The sequence below is a fragment of the Paractinoplanes rishiriensis genome, from assembly GCF_016862375.1.
Taxonomy (GTDB): Bacteria; Actinomycetota; Actinomycetes; order Mycobacteriales; family Micromonosporaceae; genus Actinoplanes; species Actinoplanes rishiriensis.
In genome coordinates this window covers 1-14,267 of record NZ_BOMV01000134.1, presented here as the reverse complement: position 1 = coordinate 14,267, position 14,267 = coordinate 1, and the positions used below count along the sequence as shown (strand labels likewise).

Annotated in this window: 16 protein-coding genes and 2 pseudogenes; 9 read left to right on the top strand and 9 right to left on the bottom strand. The window is 65.9% G+C overall.

Annotated elements, in window-relative coordinates; genetic code table 11:
• From Ari01nite_RS48990 to Ari01nite_RS48960, 7 genes are all read left to right on the top strand, one after another.
• The coding region (locus tag Ari01nite_RS48990; RefSeq protein WP_203791590.1) for a fibronectin type III domain-containing protein at positions 1-323 on the top strand (323 nt) is incomplete at its 5' end.
• 168 nt (positions 324-491) lie between these two features.
• Entirely contained in the window at positions 492-809 is a 318-nt protein-coding gene (locus Ari01nite_RS48985) for a hypothetical protein (RefSeq protein WP_203791588.1), read from the top strand.
• 483 nt (positions 810-1,292) lie between these two features.
• On the top strand, positions 1,293-2,300 hold the full coding sequence (locus Ari01nite_RS48980; protein WP_203791586.1) for a hypothetical protein: 1,008 nt from the start codon (positions 1,293-1,295) through the stop codon (positions 2,298-2,300).
• Positions 2,301-3,122: 822 nt separating this feature from the next.
• Entirely contained in the window at positions 3,123-3,956 is an 834-nt protein-coding gene (locus Ari01nite_RS48975) for a VOC family protein (protein WP_203791584.1), read from the top strand.
• Positions 3,957-4,290: 334 nt separating this feature from the next.
• The gene (locus Ari01nite_RS48970; RefSeq protein ID WP_203791582.1) at positions 4,291-4,902 is read left to right on the top strand and encodes a GrpB family protein; all 612 of its coding nucleotides are present in this window, start codon (positions 4,291-4,293) and stop codon (positions 4,900-4,902) included.
• A 190-nt stretch (positions 4,903-5,092) separates the two neighbouring features.
• Positions 5,093-5,344 carry a hypothetical protein gene (locus Ari01nite_RS48965; protein ID WP_203791580.1) on the top strand — a complete coding sequence of 84 codons (252 nt, stop codon included), beginning with the start codon at positions 5,093-5,095 and terminating at the stop codon, positions 5,342-5,344.
• A gap of 269 nt (positions 5,345-5,613) precedes the next feature.
• Positions 5,614-6,225: an IS1096 element passenger TnpR family protein gene (locus Ari01nite_RS48960; protein ID WP_239163700.1), complete on the top strand. Its 612-nt coding sequence runs from the start codon at positions 5,614-5,616 to the stop codon at positions 6,223-6,225.
• Between the two features lie 40 nt (positions 6,226-6,265).
• Here the strand turns inward: Ari01nite_RS48960 and Ari01nite_RS48955 are convergent.
• A pseudogene (locus Ari01nite_RS48955) lies at positions 6,266-6,556 on the bottom strand (histone-like nucleoid-structuring protein Lsr2); the annotation flags it as partial.
• A gap of 320 nt (positions 6,557-6,876) precedes the next feature.
• On the opposite strand from Ari01nite_RS48955, the gene Ari01nite_RS48950 reads away from it, so the two are divergent.
• Entirely contained in the window at positions 6,877-8,241 is a 1,365-nt protein-coding gene (locus tag Ari01nite_RS48950) for an ankyrin repeat domain-containing protein (protein ID WP_203791576.1), read from the top strand.
• 266 nt (positions 8,242-8,507) lie between these two features.
• On the opposite strand, the gene Ari01nite_RS48945 is transcribed toward Ari01nite_RS48950, so the two are convergent.
• From Ari01nite_RS48945 to Ari01nite_RS51620, 4 genes are all read right to left on the bottom strand, one after another.
• Positions 8,508-9,182 (bottom strand): hypothetical protein, encoded by a 675-nt coding sequence (locus tag Ari01nite_RS48945; RefSeq protein ID WP_203791574.1) that lies wholly within the window; start codon positions 9,180-9,182, stop codon positions 8,508-8,510.
• Between the two features lie 450 nt (positions 9,183-9,632).
• Positions 9,633-10,145, bottom strand: coding sequence for a hypothetical protein (locus Ari01nite_RS48940; protein ID WP_203791572.1), 513 nt, complete (start codon positions 10,143-10,145; stop codon positions 9,633-9,635).
• Positions 10,146-10,427: 282 nt separating this feature from the next.
• Positions 10,428-10,601, bottom strand: a complete 174-nt coding sequence (locus Ari01nite_RS51240) for a GNAT family N-acetyltransferase (RefSeq protein WP_203791571.1) — start codon at positions 10,599-10,601, stop codon at positions 10,428-10,430.
• On the bottom strand, positions 10,564-10,962 hold the full coding sequence (locus Ari01nite_RS51620) for a GNAT family N-acetyltransferase (protein WP_369076798.1): 399 nt from the start codon (positions 10,960-10,962) through the stop codon (positions 10,564-10,566). Before Ari01nite_RS51620 ends, Ari01nite_RS51240 begins: the two co-directional genes overlap by 38 nt.
• 175 nt (positions 10,963-11,137) lie before the next feature.
• On the opposite strand from Ari01nite_RS51620, the gene Ari01nite_RS48925 reads away from it, so the two are divergent.
• A complete protein-coding gene (locus Ari01nite_RS48925; protein WP_203791569.1) occupies positions 11,138-11,569 on the top strand; it encodes a ribosomal maturation YjgA family protein in 432 nt (143 codons plus the stop codon).
• 175 nt (positions 11,570-11,744) lie between these two features.
• Here Ari01nite_RS48925 and Ari01nite_RS48920 read toward each other — a convergent pair whose 3' ends face one another.
• From Ari01nite_RS48920 to Ari01nite_RS50735, 4 genes and pseudogenes are all read right to left on the bottom strand, one after another.
• Positions 11,745-12,335 (bottom strand): isopentenyl transferase family protein, encoded by a 591-nt coding sequence (locus tag Ari01nite_RS48920; protein ID WP_203791568.1) that lies wholly within the window; start codon positions 12,333-12,335, stop codon positions 11,745-11,747.
• Between the two features lie 546 nt (positions 12,336-12,881).
• Positions 12,882-13,175: a hypothetical protein gene (locus Ari01nite_RS50745; RefSeq protein WP_239163701.1), complete on the bottom strand. Its 294-nt coding sequence runs from the start codon at positions 13,173-13,175 to the stop codon at positions 12,882-12,884.
• Between the two features lie 73 nt (positions 13,176-13,248).
• A pseudogene (locus tag Ari01nite_RS50740) lies at positions 13,249-13,473 on the bottom strand (transposase); the annotation flags it as partial.
• Between the two features lie 14 nt (positions 13,474-13,487).
• Positions 13,488-14,045, bottom strand: a complete 558-nt coding sequence (locus Ari01nite_RS50735) for an IS110 family transposase (RefSeq protein ID WP_239163699.1) — start codon at positions 14,043-14,045, stop codon at positions 13,488-13,490.
• Positions 14,046-14,267 lie beyond the last annotated feature (222 nt).

Below are 14,267 nucleotides of genomic sequence, written 5' to 3'. Positions count from 1 at the left end.
CGACCGTTCCCCCGGCTCCGGCCACGGTGACCGCCACCCGCGGCGCCATCGGCGGCGCCTTCACCGCCACCATCGTGTGGACGGCGCCGCCGAACACCGGTGGATCCGCGATCACCGGATACCGGGTGACACGCCAGCGGCTCAACGCCAACGGCACCAACAACGGTCCGGCGACGGTGACGACCCATGCCAGCACTGTCCGCTCCACCATCTTCACGGCCGGGGCCGGTGTTCCCGCGAACGCCAACTACCGGTTCACCGTGCAGGCGGTCAACGCGGTCGGCGTAGGAGCCGGTAGGGCGGCGACCTCCACCGTCCGCTAACCCGACCCCCAGAAAAGCCGGTGGCGCCATCACCCTCGCGGGTGGTGGCGCCATCGGCATGAGAGATGACACTTCAGAATGGACGTGCGTACGGTGAGCCGCTCTCCGCACAACGCCGGCCTGAGACGTTGGAGATCGTTCCTGGCGCCGTTGGTGGGGGTGGCCGGAGTGCGGCTGGCAGAATCGCTGCCTGTCTGGGACGTCGCTGCGATCGGTGAGGGGGAGACCACGCTGCTCGCCCTGGTGGATGCGATGGGGGACCCGGCCGGGATCAGCGGTCCGACGTTCCGTGATCCGGCCGGCGTGATTGGTCGGACCGGTCGTCCGCAACGGCGCTCGCTGGACGACTTCCGCGGATTCTCGCTGAAATGGGATCGCTTCAACGCTCTCGAAATCACTCGCGGCTGCATTTTTCCTGCCCGTAGCAACCTGAACTACTACATGTGGCGTGCGTGGACAGCTCTGATCATGACCTGGTTCGCGTGACGGCCAGCCGGACGGTACGGCACGTTCAGCCACGGATGCGCCAGGCGGTGGAGCGGTCACCCTTGTGACGATCCGGAACCACGGAGTGCCCGGATCTGCCGAGAAGAGCGCACGCGATCATGCTGACCACGATTCAAGTATCGCGAGACATTTGTGCTTCGGCCTGCCGGTATCTAAGTGTAGATTCGCGCTTTTCGGTGGTTGGATACATGGCTAATGACCGCTCCTGGTCCCGCCCTCGTGAGGACATCTCGCATGTGCATTGCGCTTGACCACTTCTTCGGCCTATCGAGCGCCGCGCGAGATTCGACCTGTTAGCCACGCGTGTCTCGCCCGAACGCCGAACTTTGTGCGGTAGACCACTAGATCATGACTCATACTGCCTGGCGCTCTGTAGGGGCCGCGGGCGCCGTGGTTCTCTCAGCAGGCACGGGCCTGGCCACTAATATCCTTACCGAACGTCCCACCTTGGGTGTTGCGGCGATGCTCATCGTGCTGGTCATCGCCGGTGTCGTGCTTGCGATGGCTACGACAATCACGAGGCGGCGGGACGACACCCGACTCGAAACTGCGGCGCCTCAGATGCGACCGCCAACACCGCCCCCTGGTGGGCACGTACAGTACGCCAACGTCACAGGCGGCCGCGCCAATCAGGCGGGAGGCGATATACGCACAGGGATGCCGGCAGGATATGTCGTCCTATGTTTGCTCATAGTTGCCACCCTGTCATTTGCTGTCTTTATTGTCGCGGTCAAGTTCGGACCTGACGCCCTTCCCGGATCGGATTCAAGACAACAGGATGGCGCAGAAAAACAGCCGTCCGGACCGCCCCTCATCACTACTGTTACTAGAGTCGACAACCTCTGCAACAGGTACGCCTTCGCCCGAGGAAACTCGAATGCAAGCACGTTTATCGCCTCGCATTCCTGGCCCAAGGATCTGAATGCCACGGTGCGCAACGTGTTTGCCGCCGGCGGCTACGCCCGAGACGAGCTAACTATCCGCTTCGTCTTGCAGAGCCGCCTGCCCGAGGCAGTGACAGTGACCGACGTACGTTTGGTTGAAATTCAGCACGCGGCGCCTACGCAAGGCGCGGACCTGACGTATGAGACATGTGGGGGAGAACCCACCAGCCGACTCATCATTCCGATCAATGGTCCTAATCGTGGCCCGTTCAGAACTGGTGAAGGCGGATCCAGAACGTCCGAACATTTCTTCGACGCCGAGACCATTAATGTGGCGCCAGGGAAGAAGGCCAGCGTTATCTTAGGCGTCGAGTTTTTCGATGAAAAGTGGACAGTCGGCTCATATACGTTCAGGGTGGAAATCGCGTATGAGGTGGATGGTCGTACGGCCACTAAGATGATTGACAACTTCGGCGAACCGTTTCGGTTGACGCGCCAAGCTTGCAAGCCCGACACCGACACGCGCACCGACACCGGTGAGACACAAAGACCACTGCGCAAATTCCCCGGCGTGGATTGGTGCTGAGGAAAATTTGGCGCCTAACCCTGCTAATCCGCCACGGGTAAATGCCGAACATGCAGCGCGCTACTTTCCGTCAAGTCATGATTCGCTCCTTTCGGCGCATTTATCTGCCGCTGACGGTGCCCTCCGCTGTAGCGTGGTCCTTCACCCTAAACTAGCAGCTGGGTGGCGAACGGGAGGGAGTGGGCGTTGCCGAAGCTGCATACTGGATGGAGATGGGTAACTCAGGCTCTAGTCCTGGCATGCTTGATGTCTCTGTATGACCACTTTGTCAGCGGAACATCCTGGCCCGGCGCCCTACGTTATGGAGCGGTGTTCGGCCTCCTCGCGCGGGTGTTGTTGTCGCTGGTTGAGTCGGCGTACGGGTGGCGCGACCGGCGAACGCGCCGGCAGGCGGCGCTTGTTCCCCAACGCGAACAAGCCGGCGAGGAGAACAACCACCATTCCTGAACATCCTCATTTGCCGCATCGAGGGTGGCGGCGCTCGCGCCTGCGGTGACGCACCGTGAGGTATGACTGACTACTCATTCTGTTCCCGACCACGCTGTTGTTGCTTCCGGCGGACTTGTGCCGCGGGCGGCGGTGGTCGCCGTACCTCGGCCGGTATCGGGATCGGTCTCGGGTGCAACGCCCAGCCTTACGCGTCCGTTCGCTGCCCAGCTGGGGATTGATGTCTTCGACCTGGTGTTGTCCCGAGCTGACGACCGCCCTTGTCGCCCGAGGCAGCACCGCGCGTGAAGCGGGTAGCACTGTTCGACCCTCGGACTCGGATTTCGCAGTCCGCGGTGTTGACCCTGACGCGGGTCAGGCTCGCAGAATCGGATCGTGGACGACGATCACCTGGACGATCACTCCGAGCGGTGGCAGATCGGGCAGTTCGCTGAGCTTGTCGGCCTGAGCATTCCGCAACTGCGCCGCTATGACCGGCTGCGGCTGCTCGAACCCGACGGCCGCGAAGTGCAGTCCGGCTACCGGTATTACACGCGTGGCCAGACCGGTGCCGCGCGGGCGATCGCCCTGCTCCGATCGTTGGACATGCCCATCGCCGACGTGCGCCGCATCCTCGCCGGCACCAGCGAGGCGCAACGACGCCAGCTGTTCCGCGAGCACCGCGCGCGGCTGGAGGCCCGTCTCGACGAAGTCCGCCGCCTACTGGAGGCGGTGGACGCACTCACCCAGGAGGACGACCCTATGACCGTTGACGCCCCCACCGACCTGACGACCTGGCTGCACCTGATGCCCCGGCTCCCGGTCACCGACATCGACCGCTCGGTCGCCTACTACCAGCAGGCGCTCGGCTTTCGCCTCGCCTGGCGCACGACCGATGGCAGCCTCGCCGCCCTGGCCAGCGGTGAGATCGAGATGCTGCTGCTCATCCCGTGGACCGGCGACTCCCCGCCCCCGCAGTCCGCCTATGTCTATGTCGAGGATCCCGACACCCTGTGCGCGGAGTACCAGCAGGCCGGCGCCGACATCGTCGATCCCGTGGCTTCGCGTCCCTATGGCATGCGGGACTTCGTGGTGCGCGACCCGGACGGGCACCGCTTCACCCTCGGCCGTGGCGAACAGCGGCTGCGTGAGGTCGCCGAGCGATACGGCCTTACCGCCGAGACGATCGCCGTCAACCCGCCCTGGCTGCAACCGCGCGGCAGGTCATAGCCGCTCTACGGGTCAGCACGTCAACAGAACTCGCGTTATTGCACGCGCAGTGGTTGTTCCCCGGGCGTTACGGCCCGGGGAACACCACCGGAGCGTCACCCGGCGTTTGATCGTCCGGCAGCGGATCGGATGTCGGGCATGCCGAGGAGAACGGGCGTGCCGCGGGCGGTGTGCAAGGCTTCGAGTTTCTGGACCGCGGCGGCCATGGTGGTCTCGATCCCCGCGACTCGACCGCTGATACTGCGCACTGACGCGACTTCAGCGAATCGCCGGCATGTCGTAGGGATCGGCGGGCGGACGCGGGAACACCGCCCACCGCCGGTATCGTCGGTCTGTGCCGTTCGCCGACGAGAGCCTGTCCGTCGTGGTGGTCGGTTATCGACCGGAGTGGCCGGCCGCCTTTGAAGCACTGGCGGCCCACATCCGAGCCGCGCTGAGCGACCAAGCTGCCACCATCGATCATGTCGGTTCAACCTCGATTCCGGGGCTGGCGGCGAAGGATTGCATCGACGTGCAGGTAGGGGTGCCTTCAATCGACGAAGACCGGCTCGTAACGCTGTTCGGCAGAATCGGTTTCCGTCTCCGTCCAGAACCGTGGAACCGGGCTGAGGTCACCGGCGGCCGGGAATACCGCAAGCTCGTCTTCGCTGCGCCGGCTGGTGCGCGTACCGCGAACGTCCACGTCCGGGAACACGGTGGAGCTAATGCGCGGTTCGCGTTGCTCTTCCGCGATTATCTGCGGGCGGACAGCGGCAGTCGGCAGGCATGGGGCGCCTTCAAGCAGCGTCTGGCGGACAGCGTGCCGAACCTGCTGGACTATGGGCAAATCAAGGCGCCCGCCACCGAGATCCTGATGGCCGCAGCCGAACGCTGGGCAGCCGAAACTGGCTGGCGGATATCCCGCAACACGGCTACGAACGCAGGGGCCATCGTCCAGTCCGAATAGTCATCGGCTTTCCACGCACAGCACGATAACGACTCGCGGGATCGGCGCCAAGGCAACGCGCTCATTTGCCGCGGATCGGTCGCTACGCGGCGTAGCGGTTGACGGGTGGGCGGCTGGTCGTGATGAACACGCGATTGACGAGGCATCCGCTCATGCACGGAAGCATGGACGTGGATGGCAAGCTGTCTCCATGAACGTGACTCCGGTGGGCGTGAAGCGCAGCGTCAGGTCGAGACAGGTGTGGCTGGCTGCGGGAGCGGCGTTCGTGTTGGCAATCGTCGGCGTCGCTGCCGAGTGGTATCTCGAGGGCTACTGGTCTAGCCAGGAGCTGCTCGCGGCGGTGGAAGTGGTTCAGTGGGTCTGCTCGGTCGCCACCGTTGTGTTGACGTTCACGGCGATCATCTTGTCGACCAAGGCGGCCGTACGTCGGTTGCTCCGCTAGTTCGCCGACGGCGCCACTCGGCACCGGCCTCGCGCAGCCTCATAACCGGCTCACGCCCAACGGCGGTTATGCAATAACCCATCGCGGGCCGCCCGACGCCTGCCGCGTCGGAGGATGTGGCGGTCTTTGTTGCTTCGGATCGGTTATCGCGCCCGGGGCATAGGTGCTGCGGTCGGCCCCTGGGTGACGGCCTTGGCCGGCGCTGTGACCACGCTGTTCCGGTGCGGCTGCCCATGGGGCTCGGCTGCCGAGCGGGCACAATCAGGGTCGTGACACGGCGAGCGAGCGACCGGGGCTGGTGGTCGGTGCGGGTGGAGTTGATCGGCGGTGGGAACGCCGGTGAGCTGTGGCCACGACCCGGCCGGCTATTCGTGGTCTCCGAGGCCCATACCTTTCATGTCTTCGCGGAGGCCATCGATGATGCGTTCGCTCGGTGGGACCGCAGTCACCTGCACGAGTTCACGCTGCCGGACGGCAGGAGGGTCACCGAGTTCCGCTACATCGAGGACATCGACCCGGACCGCGAGCTGGACGCCGACACACTGACCCTAGGTGAGCTGCTGCAGGCGGGCGACGAGTTCGGTTACACCTTCGACCTCGGCGACAACTGGCGGCACCGGTGCAGGGTCGACGGTCAGGATCTGGACCCTCGCCGGGTGCTCGGTACGGTGCCGGACCGGCCGTTGCCGTACTGGGGCTGGGGTGTCATCCCGGACGCGTACGGGCGGTTGTTCGACGGCGACGACGGCCAGACACCGATCCCCGACCCGGATGAGCCGTGGCCGTGGGCGAACGCCCCGGAACCGAGCATCGTCACCTGGCACCATCCGGGTCACTACACCCGAACCCGCAATCACGCGACCGACCGGTACAACGAGTGACCAGCGCCGTCACCCAGCCCCCGGGTAACGCCGGGCGGGGTCAGCGTTTCGCGTGGAAGGCCTCGACGATCGTGGTGGGGATCCGGCCTCGCTCGGAAACCTCGTAGCCGTTCTTGGCCGCCCATTCCCGGATCGCCTGGTTCTGGTCCCGGTTCGACCTGGCCGGCTGCGCCGCCCGTGACGTGCCGCGGCCGGTGCCGCCGGTCCGGCCGGCCCGAGTCGCCACCGCCAGATAGGGGTCGAGCGTCTTGCGGAGCTTGCCGGCGTTCTTCTCCGGCAGGTCGATGGTGTAATTCACGCCGTCGAACCCGAACTCGACGGTCCGGTCGGCAGCTACATAACCACTTCAGGACAGGGGCCGCACCACCTTTTCGATCCGCCAGTCGTACCATCAAGATCAAGTAACTCATCCGCCGCCGTCCGCGCTCGTGGCGGTCCGGGCGGTTCGTCGCCGCAGGGCTGGAACGACGCTCGCTGTAGCGGCGAGAGTGGTTCTCGGTTGACGCCGGTCACTACAGTGGGTGCAGCGCGCGAGGGCGCTGCCAGTCCGCGGGCAGGGATGTTCCCACCTCGAGCGACACGTCAAGTCACCGGACCAGACCGACCTCTTTCCGGCCGAGCCAGCGGACCTCGGCGACGAAGGAGGTGGCGATGTCCGAGCGTCATGTCGCACTGCCGGCCCGTCCGAGCCTGGAGTACTACCGCAAGCAAGCCAAGAACCTGCACCGCGCCTACGTGACAGGTGATGCGGCAGCCGAAGCCCGGGTCGCTGACGTGCTGGGCGACCGGGCCGCCGAGCGGTTCCTGCTCAGCGACGCCCAGTTCGTGCTCGCTCAGGAACACGGCTTCGGAGGCTGGGCCGTGTTCCGCGCTCACATCGAGAGCCGGAGCACCGTCGAAGGACGGCCCGTCTCCCGCCTGATCGGGCTCGGATCCGGCGCCTACGCCTCGATGGCCGACGCCCTGCTGGCCGATCTGCGCCGCAACGACTCGGGCGCGCTGCGACGGTTGCGGGCGTACGTGCCCCGGCACGCCACCGCAACATCGGCCACCACCGCCGAGCTTCGCGACGCACGGCTGGTCATCGCGCGGGAATTCGGGTTCCCGACGTGGGGCGAGCTCCTCGCGGTGGCCGAGAAGTCCAGACGCGCTCTCGACGAACTGCAGGAGAAGCGGCGGCGCCTGCACCGCGAGGCCCAAGCCCTGCTGGCCGGCGACACCGACCGGCTGGCCGCCCTGAACGCCGACCAGGCCGACACCCTGCTGCACATGCTCGCCGGCCCGGAGACGATCCCCGGCGTCCGGCTCGACGAGGAACTCGGTGTACCACGCGCCGCCGTCGATGTCCTGCTCAGCAAGGCCACCGACCTGCACACTCCACTACTGTGGGCGGCCCGCAGCAACCGGGTCGAATACGTGCGCCTGCTGCTCGACGCCGGCGCCGACCCCGGCAACCGCACATGGGGCGCCACCGCGCTGGAGAACGCCATCCACCACGGCCACACCGCAGTCGTCGACCTGCTCACCGAGCGCGGGCTCGTCCCGCGGGCGCTCTGGACGTACGCGGCCTGCGGCCGCCTGGATCTGGTACAGGCATGCTTCGACACCGACGGCACGCTCCGACCGGACGCCGCATCGCCGCGTCCCAACCCCGTCGACGTCGGCGCCGCGCTCTGGCCCCCGCTGCCGCCGACCGATGAACCGCGAGAGATCATGGCGGAGGCGTTCGTCCACGCCTGTCAACACGGCAGGATCGAGGTCGTGCGCTGGCTGCTCGACCGCGGCGTTCACCCCGACGTCGCGCCCTACTACGGGCGCACCGGCCTGCACTGGGCGATCCCGCCCGCCCACGTCGAGGTGATCCGCCTGCTCCTGCAACGCGGGGCCGACCCGTCCCTGCGCGACGACCTGCTCCAGGCCGACGCCGACGGCTGGATACACATATTCCGCGCCGCCTGCCCGCACGACCCGCTGACCCAACAAATCCACGATCTGATCGAGACCCGATCGCCCTGAACCGCAGTCCCCACATTCCGGACTACGCCCAGCCCGCGCTGACCAGGCCATATTCGATGTCCTCTTCTGCCGCCGAGAAGACTCGGCTCGCAGCTGGTCCGCGTCGTTGGCTGGCCGTACTTGGAATGGTGCGCCGGCGGGCGGTTGCGGGTACAGCGCCCGCCGGCTGGTCAAAGAGTACGAGGCCGGTTAAGTCTTCGACGTGAACGCCGTTGCTCGGCGGTCCGGCGCCCCGCGAGCGTCGGGGTGCGCGTGTCGGGTGGCGGTCAGTTGGCGGCCGCGTGCTGCTTCTTGTGTCGGCCGATCCAGCCTTGTGCGGTGTGGCGGGGTACGCCGTAGTGATCGGCGATCGCCGCGGTGGTGCCGGCCTGCCGGTACACGGCTGCGAAGTCGTCGGGCATCCTGCGGTATGCCCGCTCGGCGCTGCCGCCCGCATCGGCTGCGGCGGGCGCCTGCTTGCGTACCGTCTTTCCCGGTGCCGCCTTCTTCGGAGTTGCTTTGCTACGGCCGCGACGCGCGCCGCTCGTCGTTGCCTGCGCACTTTCGGCGGTCCCGGCGTCGGCGGTGGGTCGCCTGCCCGTGCGTCTCGCGGGTGTCGGGGCCGATGCTTGCGGTGTGGTGCCACCGGTCGCGGACTGCGGTGTTGCCGCGGTGGTGGTGGCCGGCTCGTCGGCGTCGGTGTTGGTGGGCGCCGGTTGCGGCGCCGTCGGCGGCGTGGATTCGGCGGTGATCGCGGCCGGGGCGGGGCCGGTGACGGCTTGCAGCAGCAGTTCAACGTCCACGCTGGGCATCTGCGCACCGGTCAGGCCGGCGGGGGCGTGCATGTGCACGCTGGTGATCCGCGCCTGGCCGGTGGAGATGTCCACGGTCAGGGTGGTGCTGTTCCCGCTGTCGTCGTCGGGTGTGATGGTGATGGTGTACGAGTCCATGCTGTCCCTCAAGGTCGTGATGCCACACCCGCCGACGCGCCGGGTCGCCTTCCGCAAAGGGTGCCCGTATCCTGCGCCGACGGTTCAGCTGAAGATCGCCAATGTATCCCGCGCCGCGAGACCCCAGACGAACCAACACCATGAGAATGGGACCTATGTCCAAACCGGGGTCTCCCATCGTCCACCGTAGGGATGCCTGTGGGACGTCCTGGTGTGCCCGTGGCCGATGCACCGCGGCTGGCTGGCGAAATGCCGCCGGAGACGACCCGGGCCTTGATCACCATAACGGCGCGTAGCCGGGGACCGGGTATCCACGCGCGCGAACATGCCGATGATAATGCGCACAACAAGGGCGGCCTGCTGGGGGACACGGGTCGAGCTTGAGTTACTGCAGCCGAGACGGTTTTCGCGTGCAACAGCATGCGGTGTCCCGGAGGAACTATCGCAGGAGTGTCTATGGCGTCAAAACCGCAAGGTTTTCGACTGGGCGACTGCCGATGAGCCGTGGGAGTCGTGCCTCCTGCACATTTCGACTTCAAGCTGGTTCATCTTCTCGGCGAATGTGTTGAAGAGCGCCCAGTATGGATCGGCTCGCTCAATATTTGACCAGAAATTTCCGCTATCACTGAGGCGCAGCGCATAGTAGCCAAACATGTACCATGCCACCGCAGGTCTCACGACGCCGGAGTTGAGCATCAATGCGACTTCCTCAAAGTATCCCAGAACCTCATACTTTTCTGTGTAGGACACTTCCTCCTGATCGGCAAGCTTTGGGTCATCGTCTTGAATTAGCCGGAGTATCTCGACCATGCGGGCATCCCCCTTGAGCCTGGCTCGAAGCGCAAAGAATGCCTCCGATCTCTTTTGGCGCCCCTGTAGAACGTATTCGTGCATGCTGCGGATCAGCGTACCCAAAGCAACCAAAGCGCCGATTGTTGCGGCGCAGGCGCTTACAACGCCAGCTGTGGTATTCAAGGTGATGAGCCTCCGAACTGGAGATGAGAGTCGCCGTGCTCGGCAATAACCCTGTTTGAGGGGAAATGCCCATGTCCCGGACGCACTCTACTGCCGCCGATAATGCGCGGTGCCTGGTGGCACATGGTGTCGGGCCGGCGGGCGGTTGCGGGTACAGCGCCCGCCGGCCCGATCAAGGGTACGAGGTCGCGAGTCCAGTGCTGGCAGGCAAAGTACCCGCAACCGCCGCGAGTCGTGCGCTACGCAGTGGTCACGTCAGCTGGGACAACCGGCATGAGCGGGTCAGAGCCGTCTCGTGGTGAATAACATCGTCCCGCGGACCGCGTCGACGTCCTTCCGCTCGGTCTCGGTGAACCCGACCTTGGCCAGCACGCGGCGAGAAGCGGTGTTCCAGTCCCAGACGGTGGCCCACAGACGTTCATACCCGGACGACCGCGCCCAGTCCAGAACCGCCAACGAGGCCTCGGTCGCGTATCCCCTGGCCCCAGACTCGCCGGAGCGGCTCGAACGCGAGTTCCGGTTCTCCTTCCGGTCCTCGTCCGTCGATCAGCCCGCAATAGCCGATGACGTCACGAGCGGCTTTCCGCTCGACCGCCAGCAACCCGATCGATGATGGCGGGTTGTTTCGGATCCAGTCCTCGAGCTCCGCGACCGTGGGATGTCCATCCGCATCAATGCGGCGGTGCGGCGGCACTCGTGGATCCCGTTCGGTCCACAATTCCCGCGGGACGGCAGCCTCGGCTACCCGCCAATGCCTGAGCAGTAGGCGACCTGTCTCAAGCGTAACCTCGCGGCCCGGAGTCGCTGCACCTCCCATGGCGGCAACTCTCTCATAGGAGAAACGCACTGTCATGCCGCGAGTAGCTCGCCTCAGGACAATGGTGCCTGGTCACCTTGCGTAGACCGACTCCTAGAGGGACTCTGGCATCCTGCTCGCTCCTGTTAGCGGTGGAGACTCGTCCTCGTCGATCGGAACCCCTTACGATTTCCGTGTGTCGATCACTCGGGTGCGGTTTCGCCTGCTGATGCTCGCCGCCGCAGCCGGATTTCTGGCCATCGCACTCGCGATCCGCGCCGTGGCCGCTGGAGCCCTGAACAGTTCGGGCCGGTTGGAGCAATACTCCGGGACGGCACTGTACGCCTCGATGGTGTACGTCGGCGTTCTATTCCTCTGGCCGCACCGGTCACCGCTGGCCGCCGGCGCCATGACGTGGGCTTGGTGCTGGACGACGGAATGCTTCCAACTGACCGGAATTCCTGCCGACCTGTCCACCCAGAGCCTGGCGGCTCGGCTGGTGCTTGGCGTCCAGTTCGACCCCGTTGACCTCCTCTGGTATCTGCCGGGCATCATTCCGCTCGTCGTGACGCACGAACTGCTCAGCCGATCACGGCACGCGAGGAGAAAGCATTTCGAACGATCCTGACGTCTCAAGATCTGCTTCACTGTCATGCCGCGACCCGCTCGCCACGGAGCGTGACAGCGGGCGCGGCAGCTCGGCTCGCGGACATGCCGAATTTCGGATGTGATGGCTTGGATGTTGCGGCGATTGGCCAGGCGCGTTGTGGATTCGTGCCGTGTGTTGTCCGCGCCGCGGCGGGTCAGCGTCGCAAGGCCGCATCAACTCGGTCGACGTTGTCCGACCAGGGCCGTGCGGGAACGACCGGGACACCGATTTGTGCGGCCCGGATTGACAGCTCAGCATCGAAACGCGCGCTCACGATGGCGCGGAACCGTTGCTCTGCTGCACCTGACTCGCGGGACAGGTAGTTCGCGACGATCTGATCCTCGTCCGGCTCGGAGATCACCACCGTCCTGACCCTGTCACCGAAGCCAGCCGCGAAGTCTGGCAGCAGGTAGTCGCCCTCTATGACAACCGGCGCCGCGGACTCGATGTGATCGGCGATGACGGCTTCGATCCCAGGCCGCATCGCCTCCGCCACGGCGATCGTGTGTTCGACGATCCGCGCCGACGTCCACTGCCGCGCCGCGATGTTCGTGTCCCACAGGTGCAGCGTCGGCGATTGCTCGGGCGTGGTCAGCGCCTTGACAACGGTCACCATGTCATCGACCTCGGCGAGCGGCACGCCGTACCGGCGGGCCAATGCGATCGCGATGTGCGACTTACCGATGCCAGACGCGCCACAGATGAGCGTGACGGTCCAGGAGGGAGCAGGGACAGGATTACCCATACGAAGAATCTTTGCCGAGCATCCGCAAGCCGACCCGGGCGACCCGGCTGTCCATCCTCTTCTGCCGCTGATTGAGCAGGCGGGCCTACGGTGCCGTCACGCTCTGTGCAACCCACACTTGCCTAGCCGATACCGTTGCAACCCTCGATCGACCACTGGCGTTCTTGTGCTTGCGGCCGGCGGCGAGCATCGCCTAGTAGCCGTCATGGTCGGTGCCGAACCGGCCCTGCGCCAGGGTTCGTTCCCGCTCGTTGATGACCTCGATGGTCGCGGACCGCTTGTGCGGATCCACCCTGATGACCCGAGCCACCTGCTGATCTCTCTCCCTGGTTCCGACAAGGACGTCGGCGGGAGGGCAGCGCTACTTCGGGCTGGGCATACCCCTCTGGAGCCTCTCCGCGCCGCGGTGACCAGCGGAGCGCACGCCAAATGAGAGTCACACCAACCACGGTGGCAGCCGATGAGAGAGCTATCCCACCGGTCACCTCGACCAAGCCTGGCCCGGCTGCGTCCTAGATCAATTAGGTAAGTAGGCACCCCTCTGTGTCAACTGTTGATCTTGAGGGGTGTTCTAGGCTGTGGTTCAGCGGGTCCGGGAAGTGACTTTTCCGAAGTGCCGGCTATGGGGATCGGGTCGGCCGCGCTGGATTGCAGAGTCGCCCCCGCGTGTCCTCCCGGGCCCGTCTGCAGCCGTTCGGCGTCGGCGACCATCTGTTTGTAGACGACGGACAGGCGTCGTTTGAGCGCTCGCATGGCTTCCATCGGGGTCTTGCCGGCGGCGAGTTTGCGGCGGAAGTAGGCGCGGCCTGCGGTGTCGTGGCGCAGCTGGACGACGGCCATGATGTGCAGAACCGGAGTTGATGCGCCGGTTCCCGGCCCGGGAGAGCCGGTGCCTGTTCTGGTCACCTGATGAGGCGTCGATCGGTGCGGTGCCGTTCCAGGAGGCGAAGTGGGCGCGACTGCCGAACCGGGTGATGTCACCGATGTCGCCGAGCAGGCGGGCAGCGCCGGACGGTCCGATGCCGTGCAGCTGCTGTAGGCGGCTGCCGGTGCTGGCGACCAGGTCCTTGAGTTCCTCGTTCGCGATTTTGATCTTCTTGTCGATCGTGACGAGTTCGTGGAACCGGTTCAGAGGCAAGCCAGCGGCGGGTCTTACCCGGCCAGGTCGCGAGGCCGGACGGTGTTGAGCAGCGCGCGTGCCTGCTGGGCGGACAAGTCCTTCTTCGCCCCGCCGGGAATCAGCTCGAGGAGCAGGTGGTGCAGGCGGGACACGATGTCGGTGCGGGTCCGGCCGAGCTGATCGCGGCGGTCGACGAGCAGGCGCAACACGACCGAGGTGTCATCGACGGTGACCTGCCGCAGTCCCGGGGTGCGCAGGGCTACGACGGCCACGCTGTGGGCGTCGACCGGATCGGTCTTACGGCCTTGGCCGGTGCTGAACACCCGGGCACGGGCGGACAGCTTCGCCGGTACGTCCACGACGGTTTCGCCGTCCGCGACCAGCCGCTGGGCGACGTGCCGGCCGATACCGTTGCAGCCCTCGACCGCCCACAGGCGTTCTTTGTGCCTGCGGCCGGCGGCGAGCATCGCCTGGTAGCCGTCGTGGTCGGTGCCGAACCGGCCCTGAGCCAGGGTCCGTTCCCGCTCGTTGATGACCTCGATGGTCGCGGAACGCTTGTGCGGATCCACCCCGATGATGACCCGAGCCACCTGCTGATCTCCCTCCCTGGTCCCGACATGGAAGTCGGCGGGAGGGCAGCGCTACTTCGAGCTGGGCATACCCCTCTGGAGCCTCTCCGCGCCGCGGTGACCAGCGGAGCGCACGCCAAATGAGAGCCACACCAACTATGGTGGGCAGCCGATGAGAGAGCTGTCCCGCTGGTCACCTCGACCAAGCCTGGCCGGGCTGCGGTCGTAGATCAATTAAATAAG

Bases quoted from the DNA above. Each gene is read 5' to 3' on its own strand.
- Ari01nite_RS48920 (WP_203791568.1), bottom strand. From the start codon at position 12,335: ATGGGTAATCCTGTCCCTGCTCCCTCCTGGACCGTCACGCTCATCTGT.
- Ari01nite_RS51620 (WP_369076798.1), bottom strand. From the start codon at position 10,962: ATGGGAGGTGCAGCGACTCCGGGCCGCGAGGTTACGCTTGAGACAGGT.
- Ari01nite_RS48980 (WP_203791586.1), top strand. From the start codon at position 1,293: ATGCTCATCGTGCTGGTCATCGCCGGTGTCGTGCTTGCGATGGCTACG.
- Ari01nite_RS50745 (WP_239163701.1), bottom strand. From the start codon at position 13,175: ATGGCCGTCGTCCAGCTGCGCCACGACACCGCAGGCCGCGCCTACTTC.
- Ari01nite_RS48950 (WP_203791576.1), top strand. From the start codon at position 6,877: ATGTCCGAGCGTCATGTCGCACTGCCGGCCCGTCCGAGCCTGGAGTAC.
- Ari01nite_RS48965 (WP_203791580.1), top strand. From the start codon at position 5,093: ATGAACGTGACTCCGGTGGGCGTGAAGCGCAGCGTCAGGTCGAGACAG.